The sequence below is a fragment of the Leclercia sp. EC_58 genome (genome assembly GCF_019584355.1).
Lineage (GTDB): Bacteria > Pseudomonadota > Gammaproteobacteria > Enterobacterales > Enterobacteriaceae > Enterobacter.
The window spans coordinates 3,580,309-3,595,012 of record NZ_VDAM01000001.1 but is presented as its reverse complement, the minus strand read 5'-3'; the positions used below and the strand labels follow the sequence as shown (position 1 = coordinate 3,595,012).

At 61.2% G+C, this 14,704-nt stretch carries 17 protein-coding genes; 14 read left to right on the top strand and 3 right to left on the bottom strand.

Annotation, left to right across the window (positions count from 1 at the left end; all coding sequences use genetic code 11):
- Nucleotides 1–49 precede the first annotated feature (49 nt).
- Nucleotides 50–2,095: a phenylacetic acid degradation bifunctional protein PaaZ gene (paaZ, locus tag FHC51_RS17615; protein ID WP_220436227.1), complete on the bottom strand. Its 2,046-nt coding sequence runs from the start codon at nt 2,093–2,095 to the stop codon at nt 50–52.
- A gap of 282 nt (nt 2,096–2,377) precedes the next feature.
- Here paaZ and paaA point away from each other — a divergent pair, with 282 nt between their 5' ends.
- From paaA to paaY, 13 genes are all read left to right on the top strand, one after another.
- Nucleotides 2,378–3,307: a 1,2-phenylacetyl-CoA epoxidase subunit PaaA gene (paaA, locus tag FHC51_RS17610; RefSeq protein ID WP_220436226.1), complete on the top strand. Its 930-nt coding sequence runs from the start codon at nt 2,378–2,380 to the stop codon at nt 3,305–3,307.
- 11 nt (nt 3,308–3,318) lie between these two features.
- Nucleotides 3,319–3,606 (top strand): 1,2-phenylacetyl-CoA epoxidase subunit PaaB, encoded by a 288-nt coding sequence (paaB, locus tag FHC51_RS17605; RefSeq protein WP_220436225.1) that lies wholly within the window; start codon nt 3,319–3,321, stop codon nt 3,604–3,606.
- Nucleotides 3,607–3,614: 8 nt separating this feature from the next.
- Complete coding sequence (paaC, locus tag FHC51_RS17600; RefSeq protein ID WP_220436224.1) at nt 3,615–4,361, top strand: 1,2-phenylacetyl-CoA epoxidase subunit PaaC; 747 nt, start codon at nt 3,615–3,617, stop codon at nt 4,359–4,361.
- A 14-nt stretch (nt 4,362–4,375) separates the two neighbouring features.
- Entirely contained in the window at nt 4,376–4,873 is a 498-nt protein-coding gene (paaD, locus tag FHC51_RS17595; protein ID WP_220436223.1) for a 1,2-phenylacetyl-CoA epoxidase subunit PaaD, read from the top strand.
- Between the two features lie 7 nt (nt 4,874–4,880).
- Entirely contained in the window at nt 4,881–5,951 is a 1,071-nt protein-coding gene (gene paaE, locus FHC51_RS17590) for a 1,2-phenylacetyl-CoA epoxidase subunit PaaE (RefSeq protein WP_220436222.1), read from the top strand.
- The gene (gene paaF / locus FHC51_RS17585) at nt 5,948–6,715 is read left to right on the top strand and encodes a 2,3-dehydroadipyl-CoA hydratase PaaF (protein ID WP_220436221.1); all 768 of its coding nucleotides are present in this window, start codon (nt 5,948–5,950) and stop codon (nt 6,713–6,715) included. Before paaE ends, paaF begins: the two co-directional genes overlap by 4 nt.
- Nucleotides 6,716–6,717: 2 nt before the next feature.
- Nucleotides 6,718–7,503 (top strand): 2-(1,2-epoxy-1,2-dihydrophenyl)acetyl-CoA isomerase PaaG, encoded by a 786-nt coding sequence (gene paaG / locus FHC51_RS17580; protein ID WP_220436220.1) that lies wholly within the window; start codon nt 6,718–6,720, stop codon nt 7,501–7,503.
- Nucleotide 7,504: 1 nt separating this feature from the next.
- A complete protein-coding gene (gene paaH, locus FHC51_RS17575; RefSeq protein ID WP_220436219.1) occupies nt 7,505–8,929 on the top strand; it encodes a 3-hydroxyacyl-CoA dehydrogenase PaaH in 1,425 nt (474 codons plus the stop codon).
- Nucleotides 8,919–9,341: a hydroxyphenylacetyl-CoA thioesterase PaaI gene (paaI, locus tag FHC51_RS17570; protein WP_114314799.1), complete on the top strand. Its 423-nt coding sequence runs from the start codon at nt 8,919–8,921 to the stop codon at nt 9,339–9,341. The genes paaH and paaI overlap by 11 nt, the downstream gene beginning before the upstream one ends.
- Complete coding sequence (gene pcaF, locus FHC51_RS17565) at nt 9,341–10,546, top strand: 3-oxoadipyl-CoA thiolase (protein WP_103822158.1); 1,206 nt, start codon at nt 9,341–9,343, stop codon at nt 10,544–10,546. Before paaI ends, pcaF begins: the two co-directional genes overlap by 1 nt.
- 39 nt (nt 10,547–10,585) lie before the next feature.
- The gene (gene paaK, locus FHC51_RS17560) at nt 10,586–11,938 is read left to right on the top strand and encodes a phenylacetate--CoA ligase PaaK (RefSeq protein ID WP_220436218.1); all 1,353 of its coding nucleotides are present in this window, start codon (nt 10,586–10,588) and stop codon (nt 11,936–11,938) included.
- A gap of 85 nt (nt 11,939–12,023) precedes the next feature.
- Nucleotides 12,024–12,959 carry a phenylacetic acid degradation operon negative regulatory protein PaaX gene (gene paaX / locus FHC51_RS17555; RefSeq protein ID WP_103179802.1) on the top strand — a complete coding sequence of 312 codons (936 nt, stop codon included), beginning with the start codon at nt 12,024–12,026 and terminating at the stop codon, nt 12,957–12,959.
- Nucleotides 12,960–12,969: 10 nt separating this feature from the next.
- On the top strand, nt 12,970–13,566 hold the full coding sequence (paaY, locus tag FHC51_RS17550; protein WP_103822156.1) for a phenylacetic acid degradation protein PaaY: 597 nt from the start codon (nt 12,970–12,972) through the stop codon (nt 13,564–13,566).
- Nucleotides 13,567–13,715: 149 nt separating this feature from the next.
- Here paaY and nadS read toward each other — a convergent pair whose 3' ends face one another.
- Nucleotides 13,716–13,916: a NadS family protein gene (gene nadS / locus FHC51_RS17545; RefSeq protein WP_220436723.1), complete on the bottom strand. Its 201-nt coding sequence runs from the start codon at nt 13,914–13,916 to the stop codon at nt 13,716–13,718.
- A 49-nt stretch (nt 13,917–13,965) separates the two neighbouring features.
- Between nadS and FHC51_RS23290 the strand changes: the two genes are divergently transcribed.
- The gene (locus tag FHC51_RS23290) at nt 13,966–14,028 is read left to right on the top strand and encodes an IS1 family transposase (protein WP_220436722.1); all 63 of its coding nucleotides are present in this window, start codon (nt 13,966–13,968) and stop codon (nt 14,026–14,028) included.
- Nucleotides 14,029–14,038: 10 nt separating this feature from the next.
- Here the strand turns inward: FHC51_RS23290 and FHC51_RS17535 are convergent.
- A protein-coding gene (locus FHC51_RS17535) for an IS1-like element IS1X2 family transposase (protein WP_252402700.1) occupies nt 14,039–14,704 on the bottom strand; the annotation gives its coding sequence in 2 pieces (ribosomal slippage) (nt 14,039–14,487 and nt 14,487–14,704; 667 coding nt annotated over the 2 pieces). This gene is flagged as partial in the annotation.

Sequence of the window (14,704 nt, the reverse complement as noted above, 5' to 3'; positions counted from 1 at the left end):
TGTGCCAGAAGCCGGGTAACGTGCGCGACGTTACCCGGATGGAGGGGGATCAGGCGTCAAAATCTCCGCGCTGACGGGAGACGAGGGTCAGGATCGAGTAGAGCGCCACCGGCTGCTGGTGCTGGTTGAAAATCTCAACCGCCCATTCCACCACGCCGGTCGGTTTCTCTTCCGCCGTGCGCTGTTTCTTCAGCGTCTTGCGCTTACAGGTCAGCCGCACCTGGATGGTGTCGCCCGGCTTCACCGGCTCGATAAAGCGCAGGTTCTCCATACCGTAGTTGGCAATCACCGGCCCGACGCCCGCATCGACGAACAGACCCGCCGCCGCGGAGATCAGGAAGTAGCCGTGCACCACGCGTTCGCCAAAAATCGACTCCGCCGCACCAATCTTGTCCATGTGGGCGTAGAAATGATCCCCGCTCAGGCAGGCAAAGTTGACGATGTCGGTCTCGGTCAGGGTGCGGCGTGGGGTCAGCAAGCTATCGCCAGGCTGCAGCTCCTCGAAGTATTTGCGGAACGGATGAATGCGATCCTCCTGAACCTGGGCACCGCGAACCCACTGTTGGCTGATGGCGGCCAGCATGCTCGGACTGCCCTGGATGGCGGTGCGTTGCAGGTAGTGTTTTACCGCCCGCAGACCGCCCAGCTCCTCACCACCCCCGGCGCGGCCCGGGCCGCCATGCACCAGCTGCGGCAGCGGGGAGCCGTGGCCGGTGGACTCTTTGGCCGACTCTTCGTTGAGGATCTGGATACGGCCGTGGGCGCGGGCGGCGCCAGCGATAAACTGACGCGCCAGGCGCAGATCGGCGGTGACCAGCGTCCCGGCGAGACTGCCTTCCCCGGCGCGGGCGAGGGCCATCGCGTGCTCGCGATCCTGATACGGCATCAGGGTCGCCACCGGGCCAAAGGCTTCGGTGGCGTGTACGGCAGGGGTTTCATCCGGCTGCGGGCAAAACAGCAGCGTCGGCGGGAAGAAGGCCCCGGCAGCGTTCAGGTCGGCTTTCCCGCCCAGACGAATCTGGCAGCCTGCCGTGACTAAAGCATCCACTTTCTCCTGCACGTCAGCACGCTGCTCGGCGTTGACCAGCGAGCCCATTTTGATCCCTTCCTGAGCCGGGTCGCCGACAGCCACTTTTTCCAGCCGGGCGATCAGCGCCTGGCTGACGGCCTTCACCTGCGCCTGCGGAACGATGATGCGGCGGATCGCTGTACATTTCTGCCCGGCTTTAGCGGTCATCTCCCGCACCACTTCGCGGATAAACAGCGCAAACTCCGGCTGCTCCGGGGTGACGTCATCCCCCAGCACGCAGCAGTTCAGGGAGTCCGCTTCCATGGTGAAGGGAATCGATTTTGCGACAATGTTCGGATGGACGCGCAGCTTCTGGCCAGTGTCGGCGGAGCCGGTAAAGGTCACCACGTCCTGGCTGTCGAGCTGGTCGAGCAGATTTCCCGCGCCGCCGCAGATCAGGCTGATGGCGCCCTCCGGCACCAGGCCGCTGTCGACGATCGCTTTTACCATCGCCTGAGTCACCTGGGCGGTGGCGGTGGCCGGTTTAATAATAGCAGGCATCCCAGCCAGCCAGGTCGGGGCCAGCTTTTCCAGCATTCCCCAGCAGGGGAAGTTGAACGCATTGATGTGCACGGCGACGCCGGACTTCGAGGTCAGGACGTGACGCGCGGCAAAACCGCCTTCTTTTGAGAGCGGGATCAGCTCATCTTCCAGCCACAGGGTATCGTCCGGCAGCTCGCGGCTGCCCAGACTGGCGAAGGTGAACAGCGTGCCGATCCCGCCCTCGATATCCACCCAGCTATCGGCGCGGGTCGCCCCGGTTTGCGCCGACAGCGCATAAAAGGTCTCTTTCTGGCTCAGCAGATGTTTTGCCACCGCTTTCAGCATGGCGGCGCGTTCGATAAAGGTCATGGCATGAAGCGCTTCGCCGCCTTTCTCAATGGCGTAGCGACGTGCGGCGGCCATATCCAGCCCTTCGCTGGTAACGGACCAGAGGGATTCACCGCTGATGGCGTGTTGAATGGTGCGCTCACGGCCCCGGCCAGACTGCCAGGTACCGGACAAGAAGCTGGCTAACTGCTGCATCTTTCTCTCCAGATGGTTCGTGATTTCACTATAAATAGTTCGTTTGTGAATCATAAAAAGCAAGCGACTTGTTAATGTTTTATTAACATTGTGATCTCGCTTAATCTTCTTAACTTACGCAGGCCGCGTCGTATCTGGGGTGTGGAAATCTCTTGCGAACCTCATCACAAAACGAATAAACGATTCTTGGGTTATTCATTAACCTTTGTGTAACTTTTATAAAACAAAGTGATTCATCATTGAATGATATTTAGCAGTTAAACGAATCGAAAGGGTGATGACGTGACGGAAGAACAACGCTTTGAGCAGCGCATCGCGCAAGAGACGGCCATCGAGCCGCAGGACTGGATGCCTGACGCGTACCGTAAAACGCTGATCCGCCAGATTGGTCAGCATGCGCACTCCGAAATTGTCGGCATGCTGCCGGAAGGGAACTGGATCACCCGCGCCCCGACGCTGCGCCGTAAGGCCATCCTGCTGGCGAAAGTGCAGGACGAAGCCGGGCACGGGCTCTACCTCTATAGCGCGGCGGAAACGTTGGGCTGCGCCCGGGAAGACATCTACCAGAAGATGCTCGACGGCAAGATGAAATACTCCTCCATCTTCAACTACCCGACCCTGAGCTGGGCGGATATCGGCGTGATCGGCTGGCTGGTGGATGGCGCGGCCATCGTTAACCAGGTGGCGCTGTGCCGGACCTCCTACGGCCCTTATGCCCGGGCGATGGTGAAAATCTGTAAAGAAGAGAGCTTCCACCAGCGTCAGGGCTTTGAGGCCTGCATGGCCCTGGCCCAGGGCAGCGAAGCCCAGCGCCAGATGTTGCAGGACGCCATCAACCGCTTCTGGTGGCCAGCGCTAATGATGTTTGGCCCGAACGACGACAACTCGCCGAACAGCGCCCGCAGCCTGGCCTGGAAGATCAAACGTTTTGGCAATGACGAGCTGCGCCAGCGCTTTGTCGACAACACCGTGCCGCAGGTGGAAATGCTGGGAATGACCGTCCCGGATGCGGATCTGCAGTTCGATGCCGAAACCGGCCACTACCGTTTTGGCGAGATCGACTGGCAGGAGTTTGACGACGTCATCAACGGCCGCGGCGTCTGCAATCACGAACGTCTGGCTGCAAAAAACAGAGCCTGGGAAGAGGGGGCGTGGGTGCGCGAAGCCGCACTGGCGCACGCAGAAAAACAACACGCCCGCAAGGTCGCATAAGGGGAATCAAGATGAGCAAAACATACTGGCCGTTGTACGAAGTCTTTGTCCGCAGCAAGCAGGGGTTATCCCACCGTCACGTGGGCAGCCTGCATGCCGCCGATGACCGTATGGCGCTGGAAAACGCGCGCGACGCCTACACCCGCCGTAATGAAGGCTGTTCCATCTGGGTGGTGAAGGCGAGCGAAATTGTCGCCTCTCAGCCGGAAGAGCGTGGTGAGTTTTTCGACCCGGCGGAGAGCAAGGTCTACCGCCATCCGACCTTATACACCATCCCTGATGGCATTGAGCACATGTGAGGTTGGGGATGAAAACGTTAACGCAATATGTTCTGCGCCTGGGTGATAACGGGCTGGTGCTCTCCCAGCGTCTGGGGGCGTGGTGTGGTCACGCCCCGGAGCTGGAGATTGACCTCGCGCTGGCCAATATCGGTCTTGACCTGCTGGGCCAGGCGCGCAACTTCTTAACCTACGCCGCCGAGCTGGAAGGCGAGGGCGACGAAGACACGCTGGCCTTCCAGCGCGACGAGCGCCAGTTCAGCAACCTGCTGCTGGTGGAGCAGCCCAACGGCAACTTCGCCGACACCATCGCCCGTCAGTACTTTATCGACGCCTGGCACGTGGCGCTCTTTACCCGTTTGACCCAGAGCCGCGACGGGCAGCTTGCCGCCATCGCCGCCAAATCCATCAAAGAAGCCCGCTACCACCTGCGCTTCAGCCGCGGCTGGCTGGAACGCCTGGGCAACGGCACGGAGATCTCTGCGCAAAAAATGCAGCAGGCGGTCAATGACCTGTGGCGTTTCACCGCTGAGCTGTTCGAGGCGGACGAAATTGACCTGACGTTGGCTGCCGAAGGTATCGCCGTCGATCCGCGCAGCCTGCGCGACGCGTGGGAAGCGGAAGTCTTCGCCGGGCTGAACGAGGCGACGCTGAGCGTGCCGGGCGAGTCCGCCTACCGCACCGGTGGCCGTAAAGGGCTGCACACCGAACATCTGGGGCCGATGCTGGCAGAGATGCAGTATCTGCAGCGCGTCTATCCCGGCCAGCAGTGGTAACGCAGGAGAGCGCCATGCAACACGCCGTCGAACTCACCCCCGCCGCCGTCCCGCAGATCTGGTCTCTGTTAAGCCAGATCCCGGACCCGGAGATCCCGGTGCTGACCATTACCGACTTAGGGATGGTGCGCAGCGTGACGCCGCAGGATGAGGGCTGGGCCATCGGTTTTACGCCGACCTATTCCGGCTGTCCGGCCACCGATCATCTGATGGGGGCGATCCGCGACACCCTGACCGCCCACGGCTATGGCCCGGTGCAGATCACCATCCAGCTCGACCCGGCATGGACCACCGACTGGATGACCCCGGACGCCCGGGAGCGCCTGCGCCAGTACGGCATCAGCCCTCCGACCGGTCACAGCTGCCATGCGCATCTGCCGGCTGAAGTGACCTGTCCGCGCTGCGCCAGTACCCGCACTACGCTTATCAGTGAATTTGGTTCCACGGCCTGCAAAGCGCTCTGGCGCTGCGACAGCTGCCGCGAACCCTTCGACTATTTCAAATGTATCTGAGGTCGCCATGACAACGTTTCATTCCTTAACGGTGGCAAAAGTGGAACCCGAAACCCGCGATGCGGTGACCATTACCTTCGCGGTTCCCCAGGCTTTGCAGGAGGCGTATCGCTTCCGTCCGGGCCAGCATCTGACGCTGAAAGCCCATTTAGCGGGCGAAGAGCTGCGCCGCTGCTACTCCATCTGCCGCAGCGTTCAGCCGGGCGAAATCAGCGTGGCGGTAAAAGCCATCGACGGCGGGCGCTTCTCGCGCTATGCCCGGGATGAGATCAAGCAGGGGATGGCGCTGGAAGTGATGGTGCCGCAGGGGCATTTTGGCTATCAGCCGCTGGCCGAACGTGAAGGCTGCTATCTGGCGATTGCCGCCGGTTCCGGCATCACCCCGATGCTGGCGATCATCTCCAGCACCCTTAAAACCGAACCGAAAAGCCAGTTCACCCTCATCTACGGCAACCGCAGCAGCCAGAGCATGATGTTTCGCCAGGCGCTGGCCGATCTGAAAGACAGCTATCCGACCCGCCTGCAGGTGGTCAACATCTTCAGCCAGGAGACCCTGGACAGCGAGCTGCTGCACGGGCGCATCGACGGCGAAAAACTGCAGGCGCTGGCCAAACACCTCATCGACTTCAGCCAGTTTGATGAAGCCTTTATCTGCGGCCCGGCGGCGATGATGGACCAGGCCGAACAGACGCTTAAGGCGCTGGGGATGCCGGAGAAAGCGCTGCATCTTGAGCGCTTCAACACGCCGGGCACAACCATCAAACGCACCCATACGGTACAGACCGGGGGGCAAAAAGTGACGGTACGCCAGGATGGGCGCGACCGCGAGATCACCCTCACCGCTGAAGACGAAAGCATTCTCGATGCCGCGCTGCGCCAGGGGGCGGACCTGCCTTACGCCTGTAAAGGCGGGGTCTGCGCCACCTGCAAATGCAAGGTGGTGCGCGGCAAGGTGGATATGGTGACCAACTACAGCCTGGAGCCGGATGAACTGGCGGCAGGCTACGTGCTGAGCTGCCAGGCCCTGCCGCTGACCAGCGAGGTGGTGGTGGACTTTGATGCGAAGGGGATGGCATGAGCGACCTGATTGTCACCCGTCACGGTCGGGTATTGCTCCTGACCCTCAATCGCCCGGCGGCCCGTAACGCCCTGAACAATGGCCTGCTGAGCGAACTGGCGTCCACCCTGGAAGCCGCTGCCGCAGATAGCGAGATTTCGGTGTGCGTGATTACCGGCAACGAACGCTTCTTTGCCGCCGGAGCCGATCTGAATGAGATGGCGGAAAAAGATCTGGCCGCCACCCTCAACGACATACGCCCGCAGCTGTGGGCGCGCATCAACGCCTTTAATAAGCCGCTTATCGCCGCCGTCAATGGCTATGCGCTGGGCGCTGGCTGCGAGCTGGCACTGCTGTGCGATGTGACGATCGCCGGGGAAAACGCCCGCTTCGGCCTGCCGGAAATCACCTTAGGCATTATGCCGGGCGCGGGCGGCACGCAAAGGCTGATCCGCAGCGTCGGCAAATCCCTTGCCAGCAAAATGGTGCTGACCGGGGAAAGCATCACCGCCCGTCAGGCGCTGGCGGCCGGGTTGGTGAGCGATGTACATCCCGAAGCCCTGACCCTGGAATATGCTCTCAAACAGGCGGCACTGATGGCGCGTCACTCCCCGCTGGCGTTGCAGGCGGCGAAGCAGGCGTTACGGCAGTCTCAGGAGGTGGCCCTCACCGCCGGGCTGGCCCAGGAGCGTCAGCTCTTCACCCTGCTGGCCGCCACCGAGGATCGCCGGGAAGGGATCGACGCCTTCCTGCAAAAACGCACCCCTGAATTTAAAGGACGCTAACCATGGATTTTATTCTGAGTCACGTTGAGCAGGGGGTCATGACCCTTACCCTGAACCGCCCGGATCGGCTCAACAGCTTCAATGAGGAGATGCATCAGCAGCTGGCGGCATGTCTGACCCAGGCCGAGCGCGATGAGAGCGTGCGTTGTCTGCTGATTACCGGTGCCGGACGCGGTTTCTGTGCCGGACAGGATCTCAACGACCGTAACGTTGACCCGAACAGCCCCGCGCCGGATCTCGGTATGTCGGTAGAGAAATTTTACAACCCGCTGGTACGCCGTCTGGCAAAACTGCCCAAGCCGGTGATCTGCGCGGTGAACGGCGTGGCCGCCGGAGCGGGGGCGACCCTGGCGCTGGGCTGCGACATCGTTATCGCCGCCCGTTCGGTGAACTTTGTGATGGCCTTCAGCAAGCTCGGTCTGGTGCCGGATTCCGGCGGCACCTGGCTGCTGCCGCGTCTGACCGGGCGCGCCCGGGCGATGGGCCTGGCGCTGCTGGGGGAGAAGATCAGCGCTGAGCAGGCACACGCCTGGGGCATGATCTGGCAGGTCGTGGATGACGCGGAACTGACCGACACCGCCCGCCAGCTGGCCGTGCATCTCGCCTCCCAGCCGACCTTTGGCCTGGGGCTGATCAAGCAGGCGATCAATGCCGCCGAAACCAACACCCTGGACGCGCAACTGGATCTGGAGCGCGACTATCAGCGCCTGGCCGGGCGCAGCGCCGACTACCGGGAAGGGGTCAGCGCCTTCCTCAACAAACGCGCGCCGCAGTTTACGGGGAAATAAGATGACGACAATTCATACCGTGGCGGTGATTGGCAGCGGCATCATGGGAGCCGGGATCGCCGAAGTGGCGGCGAGCCACGGCCACCCGGTGCTGGTGTATGACATCAATGCCGACGCCATCTCCCGCGCCATTGACGCCATTCGCAGCCGTCTCGAATCTCGCGTGGCGCGCGGCAAGCTCGCCGCCCATGACGCCGAACAGACGCTCCAGCGCCTGGTGCCCGTTACCGACATCCACGCACTGGCGAAGGCCGACCTGGTGATTGAAGCCGCCTCTGAGCAAATGGCCGTTAAAAAGGCGCTCTTTGCCGAGCTGGCGGAGATCTGCCCGGCTAACACGCTGTTGACCAGCAACACCTCGTCCATTTCCATTACGGCGATTGCCGCCGACCTGCACCATCCTGAGCGCGTGGCGGGGCTGCACTTCTTTAACCCGGCCCCGGTGATGAAGCTGGTGGAAGTGGTAAGCGGCCTGGCGACTTCCGGGGAAGTGGTCGAACAGCTGAGCGAGCTGGCGACGCGCTGGGGCAAACAGCCGGTGCGCTGCCAGTCCACGCCGGGCTTTATCGTTAACCGCGTGGCGCGTCCGTACTATGCCGAAGCCTGGCGGGCGCTGGAAGAGCAGGTGGCCGCCCCGGAAGTCATCGATGCGGCGCTGCGTGAGGGGGCCGGGTTCCCAATGGGGCCGCTGGAGCTGACCGACATGATCGGCCAGGACGTCAACTTCGCCGTGACCTGCTCGGTATTTAACGCTTTCTGGCAGGAGCGCCGGTTCCTGCCGTCGCTGGTGCAGCAGGAGCTGGTGCTGGGCGGACGCCTTGGCAAGAAGAGCGGGCAGGGGGTCTACAACTGGCGTAACGAAAAGCCTGCCGTTAACTGGCTGGCAGAGGTGGACGATAGTTACAGTGTCACGCATCAGCAGAAAAAAAGTGACGGTGTCACTGAAATCGACGGCGTACTGCTGATTGAAACCCAGGGCGAGACCGCCCAGGCGCTGGCGAACCGTTACGGCCAGCCGGTGGTGGTGTTCGACAGACAGGAGCGCGACGTGGCGGTGATTGCCGCTGCGGCCAGCAACCCGACAGCCGCGACACTGAAAGCGGTGCGCCACTTCCAGCAGCAGGGCAAGCGCGTATTGCAGGTGGCGGATTATCCCGGCCTGCTCATCTGGCGCACGGTGGCGATGATCGTCAACGAAGCCCTCGACGCCCTGCAAAAAGGGGTCGCCAGCGAACAGGATATCGATACCGCCATGCGCCTCGGGGTGAACTACCCGCGCGGCCCGCTGGCCTGGGGAGAACAGCTTGGCTGGCAGCGTCTGCTGTGCCTGCTGGAAAACCTGCAACGCCATTACGGCGAAGAGCGTTACCGTCCTTCATCCCTGCTGCGCCAGCGCGCGCTTCTGGAGAGTAGCTATGAGTCATAACGCCTGGCGCAACGCCCGCGCCATGTATGAAAACGATGCCTGCGCCCAGGCCTATGGCATCGACATTATTGAGATGGATGACGGCGTCGCCGTGTTGACCATGACCGTCACGCCGCAGATGCTCAACGGCCACAAGAGCTGCCATGGCGGACAGCTATTCACCCTCGCCGACACCGCTTTCGCCTACGCCTGCAACAGCCAGGGGCTGGCGGCGGTGGCCTCGGGCTGCACCATCGATTTTGTCCGTCCGGCCTTTGCCCACGATAAGCTCACCGCCACGGCGCAGGTGCGTCATCAGGGGAAACAGACCGGCGTATATGACATTGAAATCGTTAATCAACAACAGAAAACGGTTGCCCTGTTCCGTGGGAAATCCCACCGCATCGGCGGCACTGTGACAGGAGAAGCATGATGCGTGACGCCTTTATCTGTGACGGGATCAGAACCCCAATCGGTCGCTATGCCGGTGCGCTGTCCGGTGTGCGCGCGGACGACCTGGGCGCCATCCCCTTGCGTGAACTGCTGGCGCGTAACCCGGGTCTGGATGCGGAGCGCATCGACGATGTGATCTTTGGCTGCGCGAACCAGGCGGGGGAAGACAACCGTAACGTGGCGCGCATGTCCCTGCTGCTGGCCGGGCTGCCGCAGACGGTATCCGGCACCACCCTGAACCGCCTTTGTGGTTCCGGTCTGGATGCGCTGGGCTTTGCCGCCCGCGCCATCCGCGCTGGTGATGGCGACCTGATGATCGCCGGTGGTGTGGAGTCGATGTCCCGTGCGCCTTTCGTGATGGGCAAAGCGACCAGCGCCTTCCAGCGCCAGAATGAAATTTTCGATACCACCATCGGCTGGCGTTTTGTGAACCCGCTCATGGCGCAGCAATTTGGTTCTGACAGCATGCCGGAAACGGCAGAGAATGTAGCGGAATTGTTAAAGATTTCCCGTGAGGATCAGGATGCCTTCGCCCTGCGCAGCCAGCAGCGCACCGCTCAGGCCCAGGCCAGCGGCATTCTGGCCCAGGAGATCGTGCCGGTCGTTATTAAAGGCAAAAAAGGGGCGGTCACCGAAGTGGTCCATGACGAGCATCTGCGCCCGGACACCACCCTCGAAATGCTGGCCGGGCTGAAAGCCCCCTTCCGGGCGGGCGGCGTGGTCACCGCAGGCAACGCTTCCGGCGTCAACGATGGTGCTGCGGCGCTGATTGTCGCCAGCGAGAAGATGGCGGCAGCCCAGGGCCTGACCCCGCGTACCCGCATCGTGGCGATGGCCACCGCCGGCGTTGAGCCGCGTCTGATGGGGCTGGGCCCGGTGCCTGCCACCCGTCGTGTGCTGGAGCGCGCCGGGCTGAGCATCAACGACATGGACGTGATCGAACTGAATGAAGCCTTCGCCTCCCAGGCGCTGGGCGTGCTGCGCGAGCTGGGGCTGCCGGACGATGCGCCGCACGTTAACCCCAACGGCGGGGCAATTGCCTTAGGCCATCCGCTGGGTATGAGCGGGGCCCGCCTGGCGCTGGCCGCCAGCAATGAGCTGCATCGTCGTAAAGGGCGCTATGCGCTTTGTACGATGTGTATTGGTGTCGGTCAGGGCATTGCCATGATCCTTGAGCGTGTCTGAACAATTATAAAATGCGAGTACCCTACGATGACAACGACAATGACAAATACAGCGACAACCGCAACGTCAACTGCAACCTCGACGGCAACGCATCTTGAACCCATCGAAACCGCCTCCCTTGATGAGCTGCAGGCCCTGCAAACCGAGCGCATGAAGTGGACCTTAAAGCACGCCTATGAAAATGTGCCGATGTACAAACGCAAGTTTGATGCGGCAGGCGTGCATCCTGACGATTTCAAAGAGTTAGCGGATATCCGCAAGTTCCCCTGTACCACCAAGCAGGATCTGCGCGATAACTATCCGTTCGACACCTTTGCGGTGCCGATGGAGCAGGTAGTGCGTATTCATGCCTCCTCCGGTACCACCGGTAAACCCACCGTGGTCGGCTACACGCAAAACGACATTGATAACTGGGCCAACATTGTGGCCCGCTCCCTGCGCGCCGCGGGGGGCAGTGCCAGGGACAAAATTCATGTCGCCTACGGCTATGGCCTGTTTACCGGCGGGCTGGGCGCCCACTACGGTGCCGAGCGTTTAGGCGCCACGGTGATCCCGATGTCCGGCGGCCAGACCGAGAAACAGGCCCAGCTGATCCGCGATTTTCAGCCGGACATGATCATGGTGACCCCCTCTTACTGCCTCAACCTGATCGAAGAGCTTGAGCGCCAGATGGGCGGCGATGCCAGCCAGTGCTCCCTGCGCGTGGGCGTTTTTGGCGCCGAGCCCTGGACCCTGGCGATGCGCCGGGAAATTGAAAAACGCCTCGGCATTACCGCTCTGGATATCTATGGGCTCTCCGAAGTGATGGGGCCGGGGGTGGCGATGGAGTGCATCGAAACCGCCGACGGCCCGACCATCTGGGAAGATCACTTCTACCCGGAGATCGTCAACCCGAACGACGGCACGCCGCTGGCCGATGGCGAGCAGGGGGAACTGCTCTTCACTACCCTCACCAAAGAGGCGCTGCCGGTGATCCGCTACCGCACCCGCGACCTGACCCGCCTGCTGCCGGGCACCGCCCGCACCATGCGCCGCATGGACAGGATCAGCGGCCGCAGCGACGATATGCTGATTATCCGCGGCGTCAACGTTTTCCCGTCCCAGCTGGAAGAGGAGATCGTCAAGTTTGAGCACCTGTCGCCGCACTATCAGCTGGAGGTGAACCGTCGGGGCCATCTTGATTCACTTTCGGTGAAGGTGGAGCTGAGAGAAATCAGCTTAACCCTGACCCACGAGCAGCGTTGCAACGTCTGCCACCAGCTGCGCCACCGCATTAAGTCGATGGTGGGGATCTCTACCGACGTGACGATCGTCAACTGCGGCAGCATTCCACGTTCCGAAGGCAAAGCCTGTCGCGTCTTCGATCTGCGTAAGGCCGCTGCCAACAGCTAAGGCTGTCCGCGACCCTCTGCGTATTAGGGAGGGTCGCGCTTTTAGCGCTATGCTATGATTCATCCGCGAAAATAATCACAACAGAATGAATCACATGAGTAAACTCGACGCCTTTATCCAGCACGCTGTCAGCTCCGTTCCCGTCAGCGGCACCTCGCTGATCTCCTCCCTGTACGGTGATGCCCTGTCCCATCGCGGCGGTGAAGTCTGGCTGGGAAGCCTGGCGGCCCTGCTGGAGGGGATGGGATTCGGCGAGCGCTTCGTGCGTACCGCGCTGTTTCGTCTTAATAAAGAGGGCTGGCTGGATGTGGTTCGCATCGGCAGGCGCAGCTTCTACCGCCTGAGCGATAAAGGGCTGCGTTTAACCCGCCGGGCCGAAACCAAAATTTATCGCGCAGAGCTACCGGCCTGGGACGGCAAATGGCTGCTGCTGCTCTCTGAAGGGATGGACAAAACCACGCTGGCGGATGTGAAAAAGCAGCTGATCTGGCAGGGCTTCGGCACCCTGGCGCCGAGCCTGATGGCCTCGCCGTCGCAACAGCTGGCAGACGTACAGACCCTGTTGCATGAAGCGGGCGTGGCGGAAAACGTCATCTGCTTTGAGGCGCATTCGCCGCTGGCGCTCTCCCGCGCCGCGCTGCGCGCCCGGGTGGAGGAGTGCTGGCAGCTCAGCGAGCAGAACCTGATGTATGAAACCTTTATCGACTCGTTCCGGCCACTGCTGCCCCTGCTGCGGGAGGCCACGCCGGAGGAGCTGACGCCGGCGCGCTGTTTCCATATCCAGCTCTTGCTGATCCATTTTTATCGCCGGGTGGTGCTTAAGGATCCGCTCCTGCCGGAAGAGTTACTCCCGTCGCACTGGGCAGGCCAGACGGCCCGCCAGCTGTGCATTAACATTTATCAGCGCGTCGCGCCGGGTGCGCTGGCGTTTGTCAGTGAGAAAGGGGAGACCTCGGTCGGCGAACTGCCGTCGCCCGGCTCCTCCTACTGGCAGCGCTTCGGCGGCCTGACGCCCGCGTAACGGAGGTTATGTGCCTGTATATCAAATTGATGGTCTGACACCGGTTGTTCCACAGGAGAGTTATGTCCACCCCACAGCGGTCCTGATTGGCGACGTGATCCTCGGTAAGGGCGTCTACGTGGGCCCCAACGCCAGCCTGCGTGGGGATTTTGGCCGTATCGTGGTGAAAGATGGGGCCAATATTCAGGATAACTGCATCATGCACGGCTTCCCCGAGCAGGACACGGTGGTTGAAGAAGAGGGACATATCGGGCACGGCGCCATTCTGCACGGCTGCGTGATCCGCCGCAATGCGCTGGTGGGGATGAATGCGGTGATCATGGATGGCGCTGTGATTGGCGAGAACAGCATCGTCGGCGCGGCGGCATTTGTGAAAGCGAAAGCGGAAATGCCAGCCGACCATCTGATTATCGGCAGCCCGGCCAAAGCGATCCGCGTGTTGAGCGAGCAGGAGATGGCGTGGAAAAAGCAGGGCACCCGCGAGTACCAGACGCTGGTGGAGCGCTGCAAACAGACGATGCATCAGGTGGAGCCGTTGCACGAGGTGGAACCGGATCGCAAGCGGCTGGTGTTTGACGAGAATCTGCGGCCGAAGTCGGCCCGCTGAGCGGCAAACTCCCTAATCCTGCGTGAGGCCATCTTTGTGTAGATTGAAGGATGTTAAGGGTTAATTTAGTGGCACCCTAAAAGCCCCGGCACGTTGTCGCTGGGGCTTTTTATTTTACCTGTCGCTGTTGGCATCCCCAACACGACCTGTTAATGCGCGGCCAGTTCGTAAAAGAATGCCGGGTTCGCCTGGATCGTGGCCAGCACTTTGGCTGCCAGGCCGGTGGGGTTACGTCTTCTGGATTCCCAGCTTTTGATGGTATCCACGCTGGTGCCCAGCGCTTTTGCCATTTCTGCCTGGGAGACGTTGAGCTGCTCTCTGATCGCTTTGACATCGGCAATTTCGGTAATGCTGCCAACTTACTGATTTAGTGTATGATGGTGATTTTAAGGTGCTTGCGTGGCTTCCATTTCCATCAGATGTCCTTCCTGCTCCGCTACTGAAGGCGTGGTGCGTAGGTAATGACTCCAACTTACTGATAGTGTTTTATGTTCAGATAATGCCCGATGACCTTGTCATGCAGCTCCACCGATTTTGAGAACGACAGTGACTTCCGTCCCAGCCTTGCCAGATGTTGTCTCAGATTCAGGTTATGTCGCTCAATGCGCTGAGTGTAACGCTTGCTGATAACGTGCAGCTTTCCCTTCAGGCGTGATTCGTACAGCGGCCAGCCATCCGTCATCCATACCACGACCTCAAAGGCCGACAGCAGGCTCAGAAGACGCTCCAGTGTGGCCAGAGTGCGTTCACCGAAGACGTGCGCCACAACCGTCCTCCGTATCCTGTCATACGCGTAAAACAGCCAGCGCTGACGTGATTTAGCACCGACGTAGCCCCACTGTTCGTCCATTTCAGCGCAGACAATCACATCACTGCCCGGTTGTATGCGCGAGGTTACCGACTGCGGCCTGAGTTTTTTAAGTGACGTAAAACCGTGTTGAGGCCAACGCCCATAATGCGTGCACTGGCGCGACATCCGACGCCATTCATGGCCATATCAATGATTTTCTGGTGCGTACCGGGCTGAGAGGCGGTGTAAGTGAACTGTAGTTGCCATGTTTTACGGCAATGAGAGCAGAGATAGCGCTGATGTCCGGCAGTGCTTTTGCCGTTACGCACCACGCCTTCAGTAGCGGAG